Genomic DNA, 18,776 nt, shown 5'->3' on the forward strand with positions numbered 1-18,776 from the left:
CAACTGACGGGAAACGCCCATGAGCACTTCGCCGGACATCGCCCAGCAGGCGGCAGGACTGCTGGCGCTCTACCGCCATTACCGACTGACCCTGTCGACGGTTGAATCCTGCACTGGCGGCCTCGTCGCGGCGGCGCTCACGGATGTGCCAGGATCGTCCGAGGTCATCGATCGCGGCTATGTCACCTATTCCAACCGCGCCAAGCACGAGATGGTCGGCGTGCCGAAGGAAGCGCTGGAGCGCTATGGCGCGGTCAGTGAGCAGGTGGCGCGGGCAATGGCCATCGGCGCGCTGTCGCGCTGTCCGGCCAATGTCACGGTTGCGATCACCGGCATCGCCGGTCCCGGCGGCGGCTCCGAAGACAAGCCGGTCGGCCTCGTGCATTTCGCCGCCGCCCGCGAGGGCCGCGAGACGCTGCATGTCGAGCGCCGGTTCGGCGAAGATCTGAGCCGGCAGGACATCCGCGCCGCCGCCGTGCTGCAGGCGTTCGAATTGCTGCGGCAGATGGCGACCGACGAGTAACGCCAGAACCCAATGAGCATGCCTTATCGGGTTCTGGTAAAGCCCGTGCGGCGCCTGAGCATGTCAGATGCGGATGCGTCAGCATTTTCGCACCGGTATAGGCGGGATCGAGCCGCAGGCCGGCGTCGGCTGCTGATCGCTGGCCCGCACAGCTCCAGACTCCGAACAGGCAAGTCGCTCACCGGGCAAGTCGCACAATGGCACGTCCCGCGTTGGCGGGGCGTTATGCAAAACATACGCGCCGCCTGCGCTGTCCCGGTCGCGGCTCCGTCAGCAGCCGCGCGCCCTTATGTCAGTGGGCGTCGACCTGGAGCAGCGGGTCGGGGCGGCGGATGAACGGCGTCAGCAGGATCAGCCCGACAAACAGGAACGACAGCAGATAGAACACGTCGGCGAAGGCCAGCACCGTCGCCTCGCGCCGGACGATCTGCGCCAGTTGCTTCAGCGCCGCCAGCTCGGCGTCGGAACCCTTGGGCGCCATCACCGCGCTCAGGGTGTTGAGCCGCTCCAGCGCCACCTCACGGCTCCACGTCACCTGCTCGCCCAGCCGCTGCAGATGGTGGTCAATGCGGTTGTTGAGCGTGGTGTTGATCAGGGCGAGGCCAACGGCGCCGCCCAGATTGCGGGTGAGGTTGAACAGGCCAGAGGCGTTTTTCACCTCCAGCGGCGGCAGGGTGCCGAGCGCGATATTATTGATCGGCACCATACACGCCATGATGCCGACGCCGCGCAGGATCTGCGGCACGAACAGCTCCCAGAAGTCCCAGTCGGCGGTGATGCCAGTGACCATCCAGGTGCCGAGCGCAAACATGCCGAAGCCGATGCTGATCAGCACGCGCGGGTCCATCACCGCCGATAGCCGCCCGATCACCGGCGCAGTCAGGAACATCGCCGCGCCGGTGACGAACATGGTCTCGCCGATCTGCAACGGCGAGTAGCCGCGAATGCGCGCCAGATAGATTGGATAAAGATAGGTCAGGCCATAAAGGCCGATGCCCATGACGAAGCTGAACAGCGACCCGGTAGCGAAATTGCGGTCCGAGAAGGCGCGCAGATTGACCACGGGCTCATCGACAGAGAACGCCCGCCAAAAGAACACCAGCCCGCCGATAACCATCACGCCAGTGAAGATCACGATATATTCGTCGGAATACCAGTCCTTCAGCGGCCCCTCTTCCAGCACAAACTCCAGCGAGCCCAGAAACAGCGCCATGCCGGCGAGGCCATACCAGTCGAATTTGCGCAAAAGCGCGAAGTCCGGCTCATCGAAATCGATGAGGAAGAACACCAGCAAGGTGACGATGATGCCGGGCACGATGTTGACCAGAAACAGCCAGTGCCAGGAGAAAATATCGGTGAGATAACCGCCGACCGTCGGGCCAATGGTCGGAGCCAGCGTGGCGACGAGGCCAATGATCGGCGACACGATCGGCCGCTTGTCCGCCGGGAACACCGTATACGCGGCGGCGAACACCGTCGGGATCATGCCGCCGCCAAGAAAACCCTGTAAGGCGCGGTAGACGATCATCTGCTCGATGGTCGTCGCCGTGGCGCACATCAGGCTCATAAAGGTGAAGCCGGCCGCCGAAATGGTGAACAGGATGCGCGTCGACAGCGCCCGCGACAGATAGCCCGACAGCGGGATCATGATCACTTCGGCGATCAGATAGCTGGTCTGCACCCAGGGGATCTGGTCGCCGCTGGCGCTGAGGCCGGCCTGGATTTGCGGCAGCGAGGCCGAGACGATCTGGATGTCGAGGATCGCCATGAACATGCCGAACACCATCGCGATAAACGCGATGAAGCGGCGGGCGTTGAGCGGCTGGGCCTCGTGTTGGGCGACGGGCTGCGGCCCGGAGGAAGCTGTTGCGACCGCTGACATCAAACCGGCTCCCTGCCCCAAAGGCGTAAGGCGCTTGCGCTGGGCGGCACCTCAGGCGCCGGCTCCGGAGCGCCGCCGTGGGCGCATAACGAGGGGCTGGTGCAAGGTCGCGTCCATGGGCGCACCGCCCCTGGGCGTCGCAGCCCCACGTCAATCAGCTTTGCTGGCAGGAGCGCCGGCGACCGCAGGGCCTTCTGTGGGCTGCGTCGTCGCCGCCTGCGTCGCGCCGCCCTCAGGGCCGGTGCGGCTGTCGACGGTGGCGACCACCGAAAGGCCCGGGCGCAACACGTGCTGCGCCACATCCTGGCGGTCGATGCGCAGGCGCACCGGCAGCCGCTGCACGATCTTGGTGAAATTGCCGGTGGCGTTATCCGGCGGCAACAGGCTGAACAGCGCGCCGGAGGCAGGCGACAGGCTGGCGACGGTGGCGTGGAAATCGCGGCCTGGGAAAGCGTCGACGGTGAAGCTCACCTTCTGGCCGGGACGCAGCTTCTTGATCTGCGTCTCCTTGAAATTGGCGTCGATATAGACGTCGTCCAGCGGCACAATGGCGGCGAGGCGCGCGCCGGGCTGGACATATTGGCCCGTCTGCACCGCCCGGTTGCCGACGACGCCATCCACGGGCGCCCGCACCTCGGTGAAGGTCAGATCGCGCTCGGCTTTGCTGGTGGCCGTCTGCAATTCCTTGAGCAGCCCCTCCGCCTCGCCGCGCTGGGCCTGCAGCACCGCCACATTGGCCTTCGCTGACTGGGCCGCCGCCTCAGCGGCCTTCACCGCGGCGTCGGCGCGGGCCTGGTCGGCGCGGGCCAGCTCAAGCTTCTGCTGGCTGGAGATATCGCGCTGGGCCAGCCGGTTCTGACGGTCGAGATCGGCGGCGGCGCGGACCAGATCGGCCTTTGCCGCCAGCACCTGGGCCTCGGCCTGGGTGACGGCGGAGCGCGCAGCCTCGATCTGGTGGGTAATGCGCCTGATCACCGCCTGCTGCGTCTGCTCCTTGTCGCGCGCCGCCTCCAGCGCCAGGCGATGATCACCTGGATCGATGCGGGCGATGACATCGCCGGTTTTCACTTCCTGGTTGGCCTCGACCAGCACCTCGGTGACATAGCCGGAGACCTTGGCCGCCAGCAGCGTGATGTCAGCGCGGACGTAAGCGTCGTCGGTGGAGATCATGTGCCGGCCAGTCATCCACCAATGGGCGCCGGCCCAGATGGCGCCTGCGGCGGTGAGCACGCCAAGGGCGGTCAACACCAGCCGGGCGCGGCCGCGCTTCGGCTGGGCGGTGGCGGCGCTGCCCGACGCAGGGGCGGCCGCGCCTTGCGACGTCGCCTCGGCGGCGCGCGCGGCGACGGCGCCATCAGGCGCGCCGCCCCCAAGCCCGCCAGCATTGTCGTGCCTGCTCATCCCGCCACTCCAGCCACAGCCTGTCGCCGTCCGGTTACGGGACAGCAGAGGCTTGATTATTTTGACCGAACGGTTCAGTCAATGGCGCAAGAACACTGCTTCCGTGTTAAACAGTCATGCCCGCAACCATCGAAGCGTTTGCCACGCTTGTGTTGCAGCTGACAACAGGCAGGACGCCAATGAACGCGCGACAGATCAGCCATGCATCAGACGACACGCTCGGCCCGCCTGGCCGCGGCGCCGCTGATGCAGCGCCGCAGGCCAACGCTGCGTCCGCGGCTACCGTCGGCCTCGCCGGTCAGGGACCAGGCGACGGCAAGCGCGAGCAAATTCTGCACGGCGCGCGCACGGTATTTCGCGCGCTCGGCTTTGACGCCGCCAGCATGGATCGCATCGCCCGCGAGGCTGGCGTCTCCAAGGGCACGCTCTATGTCTATTTCAGCAGCAAGGAAGGCCTGTTCGCCGCCATGGTGCGCGAGGATCACCGCGCCGCCGCTGAAACCCTCGCCGAGCTTGATGAGGCCAATCCGGATGTGCGCGCCGTGCTGCGCGCCTATGGGCTGGATTTCCTGCGGCGCATGCTGGAGCCAGAGCACATCGCCCTCGTGCGCATGGTCATCGCCGCCTCGGTGACCCTGCCGCGCCTCGGTCAGATTTATTTCGAAGCGGGCCCGCAGGCGGGCATCCACCGCCTCGCCGCTTTTTTGCGCGACCGTAGCCAGCGTGGTCAGCTGGCCGTCGCCGACGCGGAGCTCGCCGCGGCGCATTTTTACGAATTGTGCCAGGGCGGCGTCGTCAAGCCGCTGTTCTTCGGCGCGCCATCCGACAGCTCCGAGGGCACGCTGGCGCGGACCATCGACATCGCCCTCGACATTTTTCTGGGCTTTTACGGCGTGCGCGACGGCGCGGCCTGAAGTCGCCACAGCGGCAGGCGCAGCGCTGCGCCAGCGCGCGTGTTTTCCGGATGGCGGCGTGATCAGACGTATTCGATCGATCGCCAATCGCGCTAGCCGGCTACCGCCACGCCACGCTGCACCGCCGGGCGCGCCGCCATCTGCTCCAGCCAGCGCGCCACATGCGGGAAATCCGCGATCTCCTGGCCCTGGCGTTCCCACAGGCGCGCCCAGCCATAGCAGGCCATATCGGCGATCGAATAGCTATCCGCCAGCCAGTCGCGCCCGGCCAGTCGCCGGTCCATCACCCCATAGAGCCGCGCCACCTCTTTGGTGTAGCGCGCGATGGCATAGGGCGTCTGCTCCGGCGCATAGATGCGGAAATGATGGGCCTGGCCCGCCATGGGCCCCAGCCCGCCAATCTGCCAGAACAGCCACTCCTCCACCGCAATGCGTTGACGCTCGTCAGTGGGATAAAATTTGCCGGTCTTGCGCCCGAGATATTGCAGGATCGCGCCGGATTCGAACACCGACACTGGCGCGCCGCCTGGCCCGTCTGGATCCACGATGGCCGGCATGCGGTTATTGGGCGAAATCGCCAGAAATTCCGGCCTGAACTGGTCGCCCTTGCCGATATTCACCGGCCGCACCACATAGGGCAGCCCGCACTCTTCCAGCATGATCGAGATCTTCCAGCCGTTCGGCGTCGGCCAGTAGTACAGTTCAATGGCATCCGCCGGCGCCTGGGCCATGCAACGCTCCTCGGGTCTTGTCTAATATCCGCAGGGACGCCGTGCGTGTGGCGCCGCCTTTGCGCCGCGCTTGAGCCGCAGCCTCTGGCGCGCCCTGGGCTGTCCTGGCAGATGTCTCAATCCTGTCAGTTTAGGGCCGCCGATGGCGCGCTGACCAGCGCGCGCGACGCATGGCGCAGGTGTGTCAGCCCCAGCCGTGCGCTGGCGAAGGATGGCCCAACCGCCTGCCCGGCCTCACCCAACAAAAAAAGGGAGGCCCAAGCCCCCCTTGTCACACGTCTGCATCACAGGGCGCCGCGGGCGCCCTGCGGATCGCGGCTGCGTCAGAGGCCGAGCTTGGCCTTGACCAGGTCATTGACCGCCTGCGGATTGGCCTTGCCGCCGGTGGCCTTCATCACCTGGCCGACGAACCAGCCCGCCAGCGTCGGCTTGGCCTGGGCCTGGGCGACCTTCTCGGGATTGGCGGCGATGATCTCATCGACGGCCTTCTCGATGGCGCCGGTGTCGGTCACCTGCTTCATGCCGCGGCTTTCGACGATCTGGCGCGGGTCGCCGCCCTGCTCCTCGATCAGGATCGCCAGCACATCCTTGGCGATCTTGCCGGAGATGACGCCCTCGCCGATCAGATCGACGATGCCCGCCACCATGTCTGGCGTCAGGAAGGTCTGCGACACCGGCTTGCTGACGGTGTTGGCGAAGGCCGAGACGTCGCCCATGATCCAGTTGGCCACGGCCTTGGCGTCGCGCTTCTTGCCGCCGGCGTTGAGGGTCGCCTCGAAATAATCGGCGGTGTCCTTGTCGGCGACCAGCAGGCCGGCGTCATAGGCTGGCAGGCCCAGCTCGTTGATGAACCGCGCCTTCTTCTCATCCGGCAGCTCCGGCAGATTGCTGGCCAGCTCATCGACCAGCGCCTGGGAAAACTCCAGCGGCAAAAGGTCCGGATCGGGGAAATAGCGGTAGTCGTGCGCTTCTTCCTTGGAGCGCATCGAGCGGGTCTCGCCCTTGCCCGGATCGAACAGCCGGGTCTCCTGGGAAATGGCGCCGCCATCTTCCAGAATGCCGATCTGGCGGCGGGCTTCATATTCGATGGCCTGGCCGATGAAGCGGATCGAATTGACGTTCTTGATCTCGCAGCGGGTGCCGAGACCCTCGCCCGGACGACGCACCGAGACATTGACGTCGGCGCGCAGCGACCCCTTCTCCATGTCGCCGTCGCAGGTGCCGAGATAGCGCAGGATCGAGCGCAGCTTGGTCACATAGGCCTTGGCCTCTTCCGACGAGCGCAGGTCCGGACGCGAGACGATCTCCATCAGCGCCACGCCCGAGCGGTTGAGATCGACGAAGCTCATGGTCGGGTGCTGGTCGTGCAGCGACTTGCCGGCGTCCTGCTCCAGATGCAGGCGCTCGATGCCGATCTCCACCTGGGCGCCGTTTTCCAGATCAATGGTGAGCACGCCCTCACCGATGATCGGGTCCTTGAACTGGCTGATCTGGTAGCCCTGCGGCAGGTCCGGATAGAAATAGTTCTTGCGGTCGAACACCGAGCGCAGATTGACCTGGGCCTTGAGGCCAAGGCCGGTGCGGATCGCCTGTTTGACGCACTCTTCGTTGATCACCGGCAGCATGCCAGGCATGGCGGCGTCGACCAGCGAGACGTGGTCGTTGGGATCGCCGCCAAATTCGGTGGACGAGCCGGAGAACAGCTTGGCGTTGGAGGACACCTGGGCGTGCACCTCCATGCCGATCACCACCTCCCAGTCGCCGGTGGCGCCCTTGATCAGTTTTGGCGTACGCACTGGAGCATTCATCGGGCCATCCTTCCAGCCGCAAGCGGCTGCATCACTTCTGTCGCGGGCCAGCCGCCCGGCGTGGTTCATTGCGCCCCTCGCCGGGGCCGGGCGTGGCGCGGCTCAGGCCGCCTCGCCGAAATAGGTGCACTTCTCGCCATTGCTGTCGCGATGCACGGTCACCGCGTAAAGGCCGGCGCAGGCCGGCTGCAGCTTACGCCAGATCCACAGCGCCAGATTCTCCATGGTGGCCGGGCCAAGGTCCGGCACTTCATCCAGAAAACGGTGGTCGAGGCCATCGCGCGCCTCCTCCATCGCCCGCTCAAACAGGGTCAGATCGAGGATCATGCCGGTGGCCGGATCCGGCCGGCCACGCACCGTCACCTCGGCGCGATACGAGTGGCCGTGGATGCGGCGGCTGCTCTCGACTTCACCCGTCTCCGCCGCGCGGTGCAATGTGTGCGCCGCCTCAAAGCGGAACTGTTTCGACAGCTCGAACATCACGGAATACCGATTACCTTGTGGGTCTGAACGCTGAGCCGCCACTGCGGGTGATCCATGCACCACCGCACCGCCGCGGCCGTATTGGCGACCCGGTCCGGGCCATCCATGGGCTGCAAAAAGAAGTTCCTGAAATCAAGCCCGGCCACCGCATCCGGCATCAGGGTCGGCTGCGGAAACACCAGCTTGAGCTCATGGCCGGAGCGTTGCACCAGCTCGGCCCCGGCCTTGGGGCTGACACAGATCCAGTCAAGCCCCTCAGGGGCCGCCAGCGTGCCATTGGTCTCCACAGCGCAACGGAAGCCGCGCTGGTGGGCCGCCGCGATCACCGCCGCATCGAGCTGCAGCAGCGGCTCGCCGCCGGTAAAGACGATCAGCCGGTTATCCTGGCCTGGACCCCAGGCCGCCTCAATCGCCGCCACAAGTTCAGTCGCACTGTTGAAGCGCCCGCCGCCCTCGCCGTCCATGCCGACAAAATCCGTGTCGCAGAACTGGCAGATGGCTTTGGCGCGGTCCTGTTCACGGCCGCTCCACAGGTTGCAGCCAGCGAAGCGGCAGAACACCGCCGCCGAGCCAGCCTGGGCGCCTTCGCCCTGCAACGTCTTGAAGATTTCCTTGACCGCATAGGTCATGGCCGTGCTCCAGACCGGGACGCGCGCCCGGAACCGTTCGGGTCAGCGCCACCAGGCGCTGGCGGGGCTGAAGCGGCCGGCGGCCTGCTCGATCACCTCGCCAGCGGCGAACAGCGTCTCTTCATCAAACGGCTTGCCAATCAGCTGCAGGCCAAGCGGCAGCCCCTGGGAATCGAGGCCCGCCGGCACCGAAATCCCTGGCAGACCAGCCAGATTGACCGTCACCGTGAAGATGTCGCCGAGATACATCTCGACCGGATCAACCGCGCCCTTCTCGCCCAGCCCAAAGGCCGCCGACGGCGTGGTCGGGGTCAGGATGGCGTCGACGCCCTGGGCGAAGACATTGTCGAAGTCGCGCTTGATCAGCGCGCGAGTCTTCTGGGCGCGCAGATAATAGGCGTCGTAATAACCAGCCGACAGCACATAGGTGCCGGTCATGATGCGGCGCTTCACCTCGCGACCGAAACCGGCGGCGCGGGTGTTCTGATACATTTCGGCGATGTCCTTGCCGTCGACGCGGGCGCCATAGCGCACGCCGTCATAACGGGCGAGATTGGACGAGGCCTCCGCCGGGGCGATGATGTAATAGGCGGCCAGCGCATGTTGGGTGTTGGGCAGCGACACCTCGACCACCGTGGCGCCGGCGTCGCGCAGCATCTGCGCGCCCTTCTCCCACAGAGCGTCGATCTCCGGCGACAGGCCCTCGACCCGATATTCCTTTGGAATGCCGATGGTCAGCCCCTTGACGCCACGCGCCACCGCCGCCTCGAAATCCGGCACGGGGGCGTCGAAAGAGGTGGTGTCCTTGACATCGAGACCGGCCATGGAGCTCAGCATGATCGCCGTATCGCGCACCGTGCGGCCGATGGGCCCGGCCTGATCCAGCGACGAGGCGTAAGCGATGATGCCCCAGCGCGAGCAGCGGCCATAGGTTGGCTTGATGCCGACCGTGCCGGTGAAGGCGGCGGGCTGGCGGATCGAGCCGCCGGTGTCAGTGGCGGTGGCGGCGAGGCACAGCCTCGCGGCGACAGCGGCGGAAGAGCCGCCCGACGAGCCGCCAGGAACCAGCGCCGCCTCGGAGCCATTGCGCCGCCACGGCGAGACCACCGGGCCAAAGCACGAGGTCTCGTTCGACGAGCCCATGGCGAATTCATCATTGCTGAGCTTGCCGAGCATCACGGCGCCGTCAGCCCACAGCCGGGAGGTGACGGTCGATTCATAGGCCGGGACGAACTCGCCGAGAATCTTGCTGCAGGCGGTGGTGCGCACGCCTTCGGTGCAGAACAGGTCCTTGACGCCGATCGGCAGGCCTTCCAGCGGGCGCGCCTCGCCTGAGGCGAGACGGGCGTCAGCGGCTTCCGACATGGCGAGCGCCTTTTCCGGCGTCTCCAGCACATAAGCGTTGAGGGCGCGCGCCTGCTCCATGGCGTCGATATGCGCCCGGGCCAGCTCCACCGCAGAGAATTTTTTGGCGCGCAGGCCGTCGCGCGCCTCGGCCAAAGTGAGATCGGTCAGCTCAGACATGGGTGTCTTTCAAACTCAGGTCGCAAACTCAGGTCGCCTCGGCGCAGCAGGCGGGGCCTGCGCGCCCTGGCTGCAACCGCAACAAGGCCGGGAGGGCGCTTAAGGCCCGATCGCCGCTGCGGATCGATTATTCGACCACCTTGGGCACGAGGAAGAAATTGTCCTCGGTGACCGGGGCGTTGGCGACGATGGTCGCGGCGTAACCGCCATCGGTCACCTCATCCTTGCGCAGGCGCATGGTCATGGCGGCGGCGGAGGTCAGCGGGGCGACGCCCTCGACATCGACCTGACCGAGCTGTTCGACAAAGGCCAGAATCGCGTTCAGCTCGCCTTCCAGATGCGGAACATCCTCATCGCTCACCGCAATGCGGGACAATTGGGCAATACGCCGGACCGTGGTCGCATCGACGGACATGCCGCCTCCGTTCGTTCTGGACTACATCAAACAGCAAAATCGCCGGCCCTGACGTGCAAGGCCTGGCGTTTCCGCGCGTTCTGGCGCCGGGGCGCACAATCGCCGCCTGTCTCGGGCGCGCGGGCAAGGCGGCGCGCAGCAGCGATACCCTGCCGGTCATGGTTACCGACGCTGGCGCGGCTATAGCATCCGGGGGCGCGCCGCTGCAACACGGGCCGACGCCGCAGCCCCAAGGCCCTGCAATGCCCCGGGCCAGGTGGCAATCAACGCGCCGCGCAGCGGACACAAGACAGGGCCGGACCTGCGCCCGGCCCCGCTGCATCACCTGATCGACTGGCTCAGACGCTGAACGCCTCGTTCCTGACCGGCAGGATCACCCGGGTGGATGCGCCCTGCATGGCGTCTACGAACTTCTGGGCGTCCTGATCGAGGATCGGGAAGGTGGCGAAGTGGCAGGGCACCACCGACTTCAGGCTGAAGAACTTGCGCACGGCGAAGGCGGCGTGCTCGGCGCCCATGGTGAAGCGGTCGCCGATCGGCACGAAGGCGATGTCGGGCGCATACAGCTCATTGATCAGCGCCATGTCCGAGAACACGTCGGTGTCGCCCATGGCGTAGACGGTCGGCTCGCCCTCGGCGCGCACGATGACGCCATTGGCGTTGCCTAGCGGGCGATCAACGCCGCCCTCGATCATCGCAGCCGAGTGATCGGCGCGCACCAGTGAGACGCGGAAGCCGCCAGCGTCGATGGTGCCGCCGGTGTTCATCGGCTCGAACTTCTCGACGCCCTGCGAGGCCAGATGCATGCACAGATCGTAATTGGTGACGACGGTGGCGCCGGTGCGTTTGGCGATATCGACGCTGTCGCCGACATGGTCGCCGTGGCCATGGGTGATCAGGATGTGCGAGACGCCCTTCTCGATGGCGCTGATGTCGCCGTCGAACGACGGGTTGCCGGTAAAGAACGGATCGATCAGGACGGCGCGGCCGCCGAAGTCCAGACGAAACGCCGAATGTCCGTACCAGGTGATCTGCATCTGTTTCTCCCTGTGCCCGCCTGTTGCGCGCGGCCCTTGGCCGTGGCGCCGACGCATTGAGGTGTGTGGGCGAGATGTACGGCATCGCGCCGGCAAAATCACCCCTCGCGCAACTGTTTCCCAGGCAAACGGCAGGCCGCCGTCGGAGGATGGGGCGCGGGCGCGCACAGGGCTGACGGCCGTGGGCGAAAGCGCCAACCGTCTGTGCAGCGGCATCCACATCGCCGGCCGCCAGCCACGACGATCGATGGACTGGCGAGTGGGCTGGCAAGCGGACTGGCAAGTGGGCTGGCAAGTGGACTGGACAGAGTCGGGGCGACTGGTCACAAGCGGGGGCAGCAGCGTCACGCGACCGATAAGGTCGGGCGCCTTACCGGAGCACACTTCATGTCATCGCCAGGCGCCGACCTCTCCGATCTCAGCCGCTTTCTCGATATGCCGCGCGGCAAACGGCTGCTCGGTCTCGATCTGGGCACGAAGACCATCGGCCTCGCCTTGTCAGACATCAATCTGACCGTCGCCAGCTCACTGGAGACCATCGCCCGCAAGAAATTCGGCCTCGATGCGGCGCGTCTGTTGCAGATCATTGAACAGCACAATGTCGGCGGCCTGGTGTTCGGCTGGCCGCTGAATATGGATGGCAGCGAAGGCCCGCGCACCCAGGCGACGGCGGCGTTCATGCGTAATCTCGCCAAGCTGACAGACGTTCCCATGGCCGTCTGTGACGAACGCCTGAGCACCGCAGTGGTGACAAGAATGCTGATAGAAGCCGACACCTCGCGGGCAAGACGAGGCGAAGTCGTTGACAAGCTCGCTGCGTCATACATCTTGCAAGGAGCGCTTGACCGCATCGCCATGCCTGACCGCAGCGAAGCCGACGACCAGGACTAATACACGTGACTGCAATCTGTGGTTGCAGAGAAAATTAGGCAGTGATTTGCTGACGGCTGTGGTTAAGCTTGGCTTAATTGGCGCGAACAATGACACGGCGAATCATGACCTCAACACCTCCAGACGACGGCGTTGCGCATTTTGTTCCCGTGCCCGAACCGAGCGCCGCGGACATCGCGCAATATATCGAACACATCACCCTTGAGCTGTATCAGCTGGCCCGCGGCAGCAAGCTCGACCTGCTCGCCTATTTCCTGACCATGGCCAATATGGAGGCCCAGGAGCAGGCGCGGAACGCCGACAACGCCTGAGCCGCGAGCTGTTTCGCGGGCCTGGGCGAGGCAGCCCGGTCCGGCGCCCCGGTTCCGGGGGGCCGAATGGCGGCAGTCTGGTCGTGGCAGTCTGGCCGTGGCGGACAGGTTGCTGCGCATGTGTGCAGCAGCCAGGGTGTGGCGATTTGGGTTGCCGTATGTCCGCCATGCCGGGTCGGGTTTTGGCCTGCCCTCCTGGCTGCCCCCGATGCTGGACCATCCTGGCTAGCCCATCCTGGCTAACCCAGCCTCGCTACCCATCCTGGCTAACCCATGCTGGCAAATCAGTCCTGGCTGATCCTCTTTGCCCCACGCGTGCAGGAACAGGCATCGTGGGAACATCATCCAGCGACCCGCATTCCGCCGACCGAAAAGCTTTGGCCTGCCGGTCAAATCTGGCTCACCGGGGGCTCACATCCGGCTTTGACCCAGGTGAGGCGCTCCCCCCTGGCGCCGCGGAATCTCTGGCGCCCACGACTTGCCAGCCCAGGTGAGGAACAGTGAGACCCGCAAAAGCTGGAAGTGAACAAGCGGCGCTGAGGCACATGGGCGCCTGGCGAAGCTCCAGCCAGCGCAGGTGGCGCCAGGCAAACTGAGCTGTCGCGTCAGCGGTGGCCGGCCTCAGCCTGGCATGGATGACACCGCCTGGGCGCCATGGCGTTGCAGCCTTCCCTGCAGATCCAGCTCCAGCAACGCCACACTGACCAGCGGTGCGCTCAGCCCGGACAGGACGACCAGATCATCAATGGCCACCGGGGCGGCCCCGAGCAGGCCGGCGATGACATCGCGCGCTGCTGCGCCGCTGCGGTCCGCTTCGCTTGCTGCTGCGCGATGAGCTGGGCCGCTTGCTGGCCCACTTGCTGGTCCATTTGCTGGTCCATTTGCTGCGCCCCTCGCCGGCGCCTCGCCCGCGCCAGCACATGCGTTGAGCGGCGCCGGCGCCGCTTCGCCAAAGAATCTGGCATCGAAACTGGCGTCGCTGTCAGGCCTGTCGTCGGCCGCCTCCCCCGCGCACGCCTGACCAGACGGCCGGGCCAAGTTTGACTGATCTGCGGCGCCGCCAGCCTGCCCTGCCGTAGCATTGCGCAAGAGGCTGCCCCAGCCGCCATAGCCGTCGCCGCCATCGGCCTCCCCTCCGGCGCCCACCGGGCGCATGGCGCCGGGGGGCAATGCCTCGCTGGCGGGGCCGGCATCGGGTGTGGGGGCATGGACGGCAGCGGAGCCCCTGTCGCTGGACCCTGAAACCCTTGCGACGGGCGCCGCCGTGTCCCACAGCGCCCCGTCCAGTTCGTCCCACAGCGGCTCGTCGGTCTGCTCCGGATCGTCGCGCAGATTGTCATGGCGGGGCGGCTTGCCAGCTAGCGGCGCCAGCGCCTCGGCCACATCCTCGACGCCGCAACACAGGGTGGCGCCATCGCGCAGCAGCCGGTTGGCGCCGGCGGCGCGCGGATCCAGCGGCGAGCCAGGCACGGCGAACACCTCGCGCCCCTGCTCCGCCGCGAAGCGCGCCGTGATCAGCGAGCCCGAGCGCAGCGCCGCCTCAACCACCACGACGCCCAGCGCCATGCCGGAGATGATCCGGTTGCGCCGGGGGAAATCGCGGCCGCGCGGCGTCCAGCCCAGCGGCATTTCGCTGACGGCGGCGCCGCGCTCAACAATGGCCGCCAGCAATTTGGCGTGCTCGCGCGGGTAGATGCGGTCGTGGCCGCCGGCCAGCACCGCCACAGCCCCATGGCCCAGGCTGGCCTCATGAGCGGCGGCGTCAATGCCGCGCGCCAGGCCCGAGACGATGACATAATCATGCTCGCCCAGGCCGCGCGCCAGCGCCGCCGCAATGCGCAGGCCGCCCGCCGAGGCGTTGCGTGAACCCACAATCGCCAGCGCCGGCCGCTTCAAGGTCGAAGCGTTGCCCCGCACCGCCAGCAGCGGCGGCGGGCTGTCTATCACCTGCAAGGCCTCGGGATAATCCGCCTCACCGCGCGCCACAAAACGCACGCCGAGCAATGCGGCGGCGTCAAGCTCACGCCGGATGGCGTCCGGGGCCGCCAGGGCGATGGCGCGGCCAGAGCGGGCGGCGAGTTCGGGCAGCGCCTCCAGCGCCGCCGCCGCGCCGCCAAATCGGTCGATCAGCCGGAAGAAACTGCGTGGGCCAATGCCGTCGGTTCGCAGCAAGCGGAGCCAGTCAAACCGGGTCCTGTCATCGAGCAACCGGCCTGGCCGCTGCATCAGCCGCCCCGCCCCATGGGCTGGACGCCACAGCCGCGACCACAATCACGGCCATCGCTAGGAAAAAAATCTGACCAGCAACAGTTGTGAACAGTCTGGCGCAAACAACAGCCAGACATACCAAAATAGATCAGAAGCGCATCCAGCCTATTTCTGGCCAATCCTGCTCTCCGTTCCTTTGATCAGGCGGGAGATATTGTCACGGTGACGCTCCCACAACAAGAGCGCAAGCAGAATAAACAGCCAGGCGGTGGCAGGCGCGCCGAGCGCGAACAGCGCCAGCGGGGCCGCAGCCGAGGCGACCAGCGCCGCCAGCGACGAATATTTGCTGATGAAGGCGACGGCGAGCCAGACGACGGCGAAGATCAGCGCCGCCAGTGGCTCAAGGCCGATCAGGCAGCCAAGGAAGGTCGCCACGCCCTTGCCGCCCTTGCCCTTGAGCCAGATGGGGAACAGATGACCGAGAAAGGCGCCGAGCCCCGCAGCCAGAGCCGCCAGCAACCCGAAAGGCGACATCAGCAGAATGGCCAGCGTGCCCTTGAGCGCGTCGCAGACCAGGGTCGCGGCGGCGAGGCCCTTGCGGCCGGTGCGCAGCACATTGGTGGCGCCGATATTGCCCGAGCCGATCTTGCGCAGATCGCCAGCCCCGAACATGCGGGTGAAGATCATGCCGAACGGAACCGAGCCGAACAGATATCCGACCAGCAGCGCCAGTCCAGCCAGCAGCCAGCCATTTGCGCCTACGGCGGCGCCATCGAGCCACGCATTCATTTATAGCTCCGGAGTGTCAGCAGCAGTGGCCCCGGCTAAACAGAATCGTTCTCCGGCGTCTGCGCGCGCATAGTAGAGTGCTTTCGCATCTGGCGTGCGCACCAGCTGCAACAGATTTTTCGGGCGGCGTGTCAGCCCCGCGGACAAGCATGCCGCAGCACGCGCCGGGCGCTGATGGCCGGGGCGTGCTGTAGCCGGTTTTGTCCTCAGGCGGTGAAAACGTCAGCGCCCGCCACCACCGTGCGCAGCACCCGGCCTTCCATGCGACCGCCTTCGAAGGGCGTGTTCTTGGAGCGCGAGCGGATGGCGTCGCGCTCATAGATCCACGCCTCATCGGTGTCGAGGATGACGAAATCGGCGGCGAGGCCCGTGGCGAGCCGGCCGCAATTCAGCCCGAGCAGGCCCGCCGGGCGGGCCGTGAGGGCGTCAAGCGCCCGCTCCAGCGACACGGCGCCGGAGTTGGCGAGACGCAACGCCACCGGCAGCAGGGTTTCGAGGCCGATGGCGCCAGGCGCCGCCTCCGGGAACGGCAGCCGCTTGGCCTCCACGTCCTGCGGATTGTGGTCGGAGACGATGACGTCGATGACGCCCTCGTCGAGCGCCTCCAGCAGCGCCAGCCGGTCTTCTTCGGCGCGCAGCGGCGGCTTCACCTTGAAGAAGGTGCGATAGCCGGCGATGTCGTGCTCGTTCAGCGCCAGATGGTTGATCGAGACGCCCGCCGTCACCGGCAGACCCTCATCCTTGGCCTGGCGGATCAGCTCGACGGACTGGGCGTGGGTGATCATCGCCGCGTGATAGCGGCCGCCTGTCATGCGCACGAGGCGCAGGTCGCGCTCCAGCATGATGGTCTCGGCCTCACGCGGCACGGAGCTGAGGCCCATGCGGCTGGCCAGTTCACCGCCGGTGGCGACGCCCTCTCCGGTCAGATCTGCGTCTTCAGTGTGGTGCATGATCAGCGCGTCGAAATTGCGCGCATAGCTCAGCGCCCGCCGCATCACCCTTGCGTTGGCCACCGACCGCGCGCCGTCGGTGAAGGCGACCGCGCCGGCTTCCAGCAGCAGGCCATATTCGGCCAGCTCCAGCCCGGCGAGGCCGCGCGTCATCGCCGCAGCCGGGGCCACCCGCACGATGGCGTTGTCGCGGGCGCGCCGCCTGATGAAATCGACGGTGGCGGCGTTGTCTACTGGCGGCGTGGTTTCCGGGGCCGACACCAGGGTAGTGATCCCGCCCGAGGCCGCCGCCCGGCTGGCGGTCTTCAGGGTCTCGCGATATTCCGCCCCCGGCTCGCCGAGAAAGGCGCGCATGTCGACCACGCCAGGGGCCAGCAGGGCGCCGTGGCAGTCGATGATCTCCGCGCCGTCCGGCGTCGCCGGGCGGGCTTCGGCCAGCACGTCGGCGATCAGGCCGTCGCGCGCCAGCACTGCGCCGCGCGAGCGCGCCCCGGTCGCGGGATCCATCAGATCCGCATTGATAAAAACGCGGGTCGGCGATTGCTGTGTCATTTCTTGCGCCACTCTTCTCGCGTCATGTCCGTCGCGCCATTCCTGCTGCGCCAGGCGTCAAGGCCCGGGCGAGGCGTCCGGCGCTTGCGTCCTGCGTCATCGCCAGCGTCCCGGAGGTTGGCGTTGACCTCGCCCAGGCCGCCGCCGCTCAAAACGCGCGTCAATAGTTCGGCAGATGCTGGGCCACGGCCTCGAGCACCGCCATACGAACGGCGACGCCCATCTCCACCTGCTCGCGGATCAGCGATTGCGGCCCGTCGGCGACGTCGGAAGAGATCTCCACGCCGCGGTTCATCGGGCCAGGGTGCATCACCAGCGCGTCGGGTTTGGCGCAGGCCAGCTTCTCCTCATCCAGGCCCCAATAACGGAAATATTCCTTGCTGGAGGGGATGAACGAGCCGCTCATGCGCTCACGCTGCAGGCGCAGCATCATGACGATGTCCGCGTCCTTCAGCCCCTCCTTCATGTCGTGATGCACCTCGACGCCGAAGCGCTCGATCGCCGACGGCAGGAGCGTCGTCGGCGCGACGCAGCGGATGCGCGCGCCCAGCGCCTGCAACGCCAGAATATTCGAACGGGCGACGCGCGAGTGCAGGATGTCGCCGCAGATGGCGACGATCAGCCCCTCGATGCGGCCCTTGTTGCGGCGGATGGTTAGGGCGTCGAGCAACGCCTGGGTCGGATGCTCATGGGCGCCGTCGCCAGCGTTGACCACGGAGCACGCCACCTTCTGCGACAGCAATTGCACCGCGCCCGCCTGATTGTGCCTGACAATAATAATGTCCGGGCGCATGGCGTTGAGGGTCATCGCCGTGTCGATCAGCGTCTCACCCTTCTTCACCGACGAGGAGGCCACCGACATGTTCATCACGTCAGCGCCAAGCCGCTTGCCGGCGATCTCGAACGAGGACTGGGTCCGGGTCGAGGGCTCGAAGAACAGGTTGATCTGCGTGCGGCCTCGCAAGGTCGCGCGCTTCTTTTCCACCTGACGGCTGACCGCCACGGCCTCTTCAGCCATGTCGAGGAGCGTGGTGAGTTCCGCCGCCGTCAGCCCCTCGATGCCGAGCAGGTGACGATGCGGAAAAGTCGGGAGTGTGGGGGACGCGCTCATTCTGGGCCCGCCTATATGGGGAATCGAAGACCGCCGCAAGGAACACGGCGCCGGGCCCCGGCGAACGCCAGATGGACCGACGTCCCTGGACGACACGCCGGGACGACACGCCGGGACGACGCGCCGGGACGACGCGTCATGGGCGCGCAGGCGAAAGACCCACGCCGCAAAGCGCTGCGAGCCCCCCCACAAGGCGGCGCACCGCGCCCGCATCACTTCACGCCGGGAGCGTGAGGCCAATCGCCGCCCGTGACAAGCGCCCACGCGCCACAGCCGGCGCGCAATGCACTGGCCGGCGCATGACAAAAGGCAGATGACAGACGGCGCATGAATGGCTGCGAATGACCGGCGGCGGGCACCGGTTGCACCCCCTGCCCGGCGGGCTATGCTGCCGCACAAGACGCTGTTTCCGGGCTGATTTGCGCCATCATCCGATTCGGACCCGCCGCCCGTCCGCCATACCGCCTCCGATCCACGTCGGCGCCGCCAGATTGTCCTGGCCCAGGCCGCTGTGACTGGCGAACAGTGGCGGCAGGCCAAGGCCCTGCCACATGCCAGTCCGCCTGGCTGAGGTCGCGATAGCCCTAGCGCAGCCGTCGTCGTCACACAGCACGCCG

Annotated in this window: 17 protein-coding genes and 1 pseudogene; 4 read left to right on the top strand and 14 right to left on the bottom strand. The window is 66.8% G+C overall.

What is annotated here, in order from left to right; all coding sequences use genetic code 11:
• The first annotated feature begins 19 nt into the window (after positions 1-19).
• Positions 20-523, top strand: coding sequence for a CinA family protein (locus tag AC6A67_RS12100; protein ID WP_498036799.1), 504 nt, complete (start codon positions 20-22; stop codon positions 521-523).
• Between the two features lie 292 nt (positions 524-815).
• Here AC6A67_RS12100 and AC6A67_RS12105 read toward each other — a convergent pair whose 3' ends face one another.
• Both AC6A67_RS12105 and AC6A67_RS12110 read right to left on the bottom strand, forming a co-directional pair.
• Complete coding sequence (locus AC6A67_RS12105) at positions 816-2,405, bottom strand: DHA2 family efflux MFS transporter permease subunit (protein ID WP_498036800.1); 1,590 nt, start codon at positions 2,403-2,405, stop codon at positions 816-818.
• A 150-nt stretch (positions 2,406-2,555) separates the two neighbouring features.
• Positions 2,556-3,806 (bottom strand): HlyD family secretion protein, encoded by a 1,251-nt coding sequence (locus AC6A67_RS12110; RefSeq protein ID WP_498036801.1) that lies wholly within the window; start codon positions 3,804-3,806, stop codon positions 2,556-2,558.
• 179 nt (positions 3,807-3,985) lie between these two features.
• On the opposite strand from AC6A67_RS12110, the gene AC6A67_RS12115 reads away from it, so the two are divergent.
• A complete protein-coding gene (locus AC6A67_RS12115) occupies positions 3,986-4,720 on the top strand; it encodes a TetR/AcrR family transcriptional regulator (protein ID WP_498036802.1) in 735 nt (244 codons plus the stop codon).
• A 92-nt stretch (positions 4,721-4,812) separates the two neighbouring features.
• Here AC6A67_RS12115 and AC6A67_RS12120 read toward each other — a convergent pair whose 3' ends face one another.
• The 7 genes from AC6A67_RS12120 to AC6A67_RS12150 all read right to left on the bottom strand — a co-directional run bounded on the left by AC6A67_RS12120 (position 4,813) and on the right by AC6A67_RS12150 (position 11,347).
• On the bottom strand, positions 4,813-5,451 hold the full coding sequence (locus AC6A67_RS12120) for a glutathione S-transferase N-terminal domain-containing protein (RefSeq protein ID WP_498036803.1): 639 nt from the start codon (positions 5,449-5,451) through the stop codon (positions 4,813-4,815).
• A gap of 323 nt (positions 5,452-5,774) precedes the next feature.
• Entirely contained in the window at positions 5,775-7,259 is a 1,485-nt protein-coding gene (gene gatB / locus AC6A67_RS12125) for an Asp-tRNA(Asn)/Glu-tRNA(Gln) amidotransferase subunit GatB (RefSeq protein WP_498036804.1), read from the bottom strand.
• 102 nt (positions 7,260-7,361) lie between these two features.
• Entirely contained in the window at positions 7,362-7,739 is a 378-nt protein-coding gene (locus AC6A67_RS12130) for a 6-pyruvoyl trahydropterin synthase family protein (protein WP_498036805.1), read from the bottom strand.
• A complete protein-coding gene (gene queE / locus AC6A67_RS12135) occupies positions 7,739-8,371 on the bottom strand; it encodes a 7-carboxy-7-deazaguanine synthase (protein ID WP_498036806.1) in 633 nt (210 codons plus the stop codon). The genes AC6A67_RS12130 and queE overlap by 1 nt, the downstream gene beginning before the upstream one ends.
• Before the next feature lie 42 nt (positions 8,372-8,413).
• Entirely contained in the window at positions 8,414-9,895 is a 1,482-nt protein-coding gene (gatA, locus tag AC6A67_RS12140) for an Asp-tRNA(Asn)/Glu-tRNA(Gln) amidotransferase subunit GatA (RefSeq protein ID WP_498036807.1), read from the bottom strand.
• Between the two features lie 127 nt (positions 9,896-10,022).
• A complete protein-coding gene (gatC, locus tag AC6A67_RS12145) occupies positions 10,023-10,310 on the bottom strand; it encodes an Asp-tRNA(Asn)/Glu-tRNA(Gln) amidotransferase subunit GatC (protein WP_498036808.1) in 288 nt (95 codons plus the stop codon).
• Between the two features lie 338 nt (positions 10,311-10,648).
• Positions 10,649-11,347, bottom strand: a complete 699-nt coding sequence (locus AC6A67_RS12150) for a metal-dependent hydrolase (protein ID WP_498036809.1) — start codon at positions 11,345-11,347, stop codon at positions 10,649-10,651.
• Positions 11,348-11,734: 387 nt separating this feature from the next.
• Between AC6A67_RS12150 and ruvX the strand changes: the two genes are divergently transcribed.
• Together ruvX and AC6A67_RS12160 are read left to right on the top strand one after the other, a co-directional pair.
• Positions 11,735-12,238 carry a Holliday junction resolvase RuvX gene (gene ruvX, locus AC6A67_RS12155; RefSeq protein WP_498036810.1) on the top strand — a complete coding sequence of 168 codons (504 nt, stop codon included), beginning with the start codon at positions 11,735-11,737 and terminating at the stop codon, positions 12,236-12,238.
• Between the two features lie 104 nt (positions 12,239-12,342).
• A complete protein-coding gene (locus AC6A67_RS12160) occupies positions 12,343-12,549 on the top strand; it encodes a hypothetical protein (protein WP_498036811.1) in 207 nt (68 codons plus the stop codon).
• A gap of 621 nt (positions 12,550-13,170) precedes the next feature.
• Here the strand turns inward: AC6A67_RS12160 and AC6A67_RS12165 are convergent.
• The 5 genes and pseudogenes from AC6A67_RS12165 to AC6A67_RS12185 form a co-directional block, all read right to left on the bottom strand.
• Entirely contained in the window at positions 13,171-13,704 is a 534-nt protein-coding gene (locus AC6A67_RS12165) for a DprA-like winged helix domain-containing protein (protein WP_498036855.1), read from the bottom strand.
• 126 nt (positions 13,705-13,830) lie between these two features.
• Positions 13,831-14,775 (bottom strand): annotated as a pseudogene (gene dprA / locus AC6A67_RS12170) (DNA-processing protein DprA); the annotation flags it as partial.
• Between the two features lie 147 nt (positions 14,776-14,922).
• On the bottom strand, positions 14,923-15,546 hold the full coding sequence (gene plsY, locus AC6A67_RS12175; protein WP_498036812.1) for a glycerol-3-phosphate 1-O-acyltransferase PlsY: 624 nt from the start codon (positions 15,544-15,546) through the stop codon (positions 14,923-14,925).
• Positions 15,547-15,752: 206 nt separating this feature from the next.
• Complete coding sequence (pyrC, locus tag AC6A67_RS12180) at positions 15,753-17,048, bottom strand: dihydroorotase (protein WP_498036813.1); 1,296 nt, start codon at positions 17,046-17,048, stop codon at positions 15,753-15,755.
• A 160-nt stretch (positions 17,049-17,208) separates the two neighbouring features.
• Positions 17,209-18,159 carry an aspartate carbamoyltransferase catalytic subunit gene (locus AC6A67_RS12185; RefSeq protein ID WP_498036814.1) on the bottom strand — a complete coding sequence of 317 codons (951 nt, stop codon included), beginning with the start codon at positions 18,157-18,159 and terminating at the stop codon, positions 17,209-17,211.
• Positions 18,160-18,776: the final 617 nt, after the last annotated feature.

The organism is Camelimonas sp. FR25 (genome assembly GCF_059740505.1).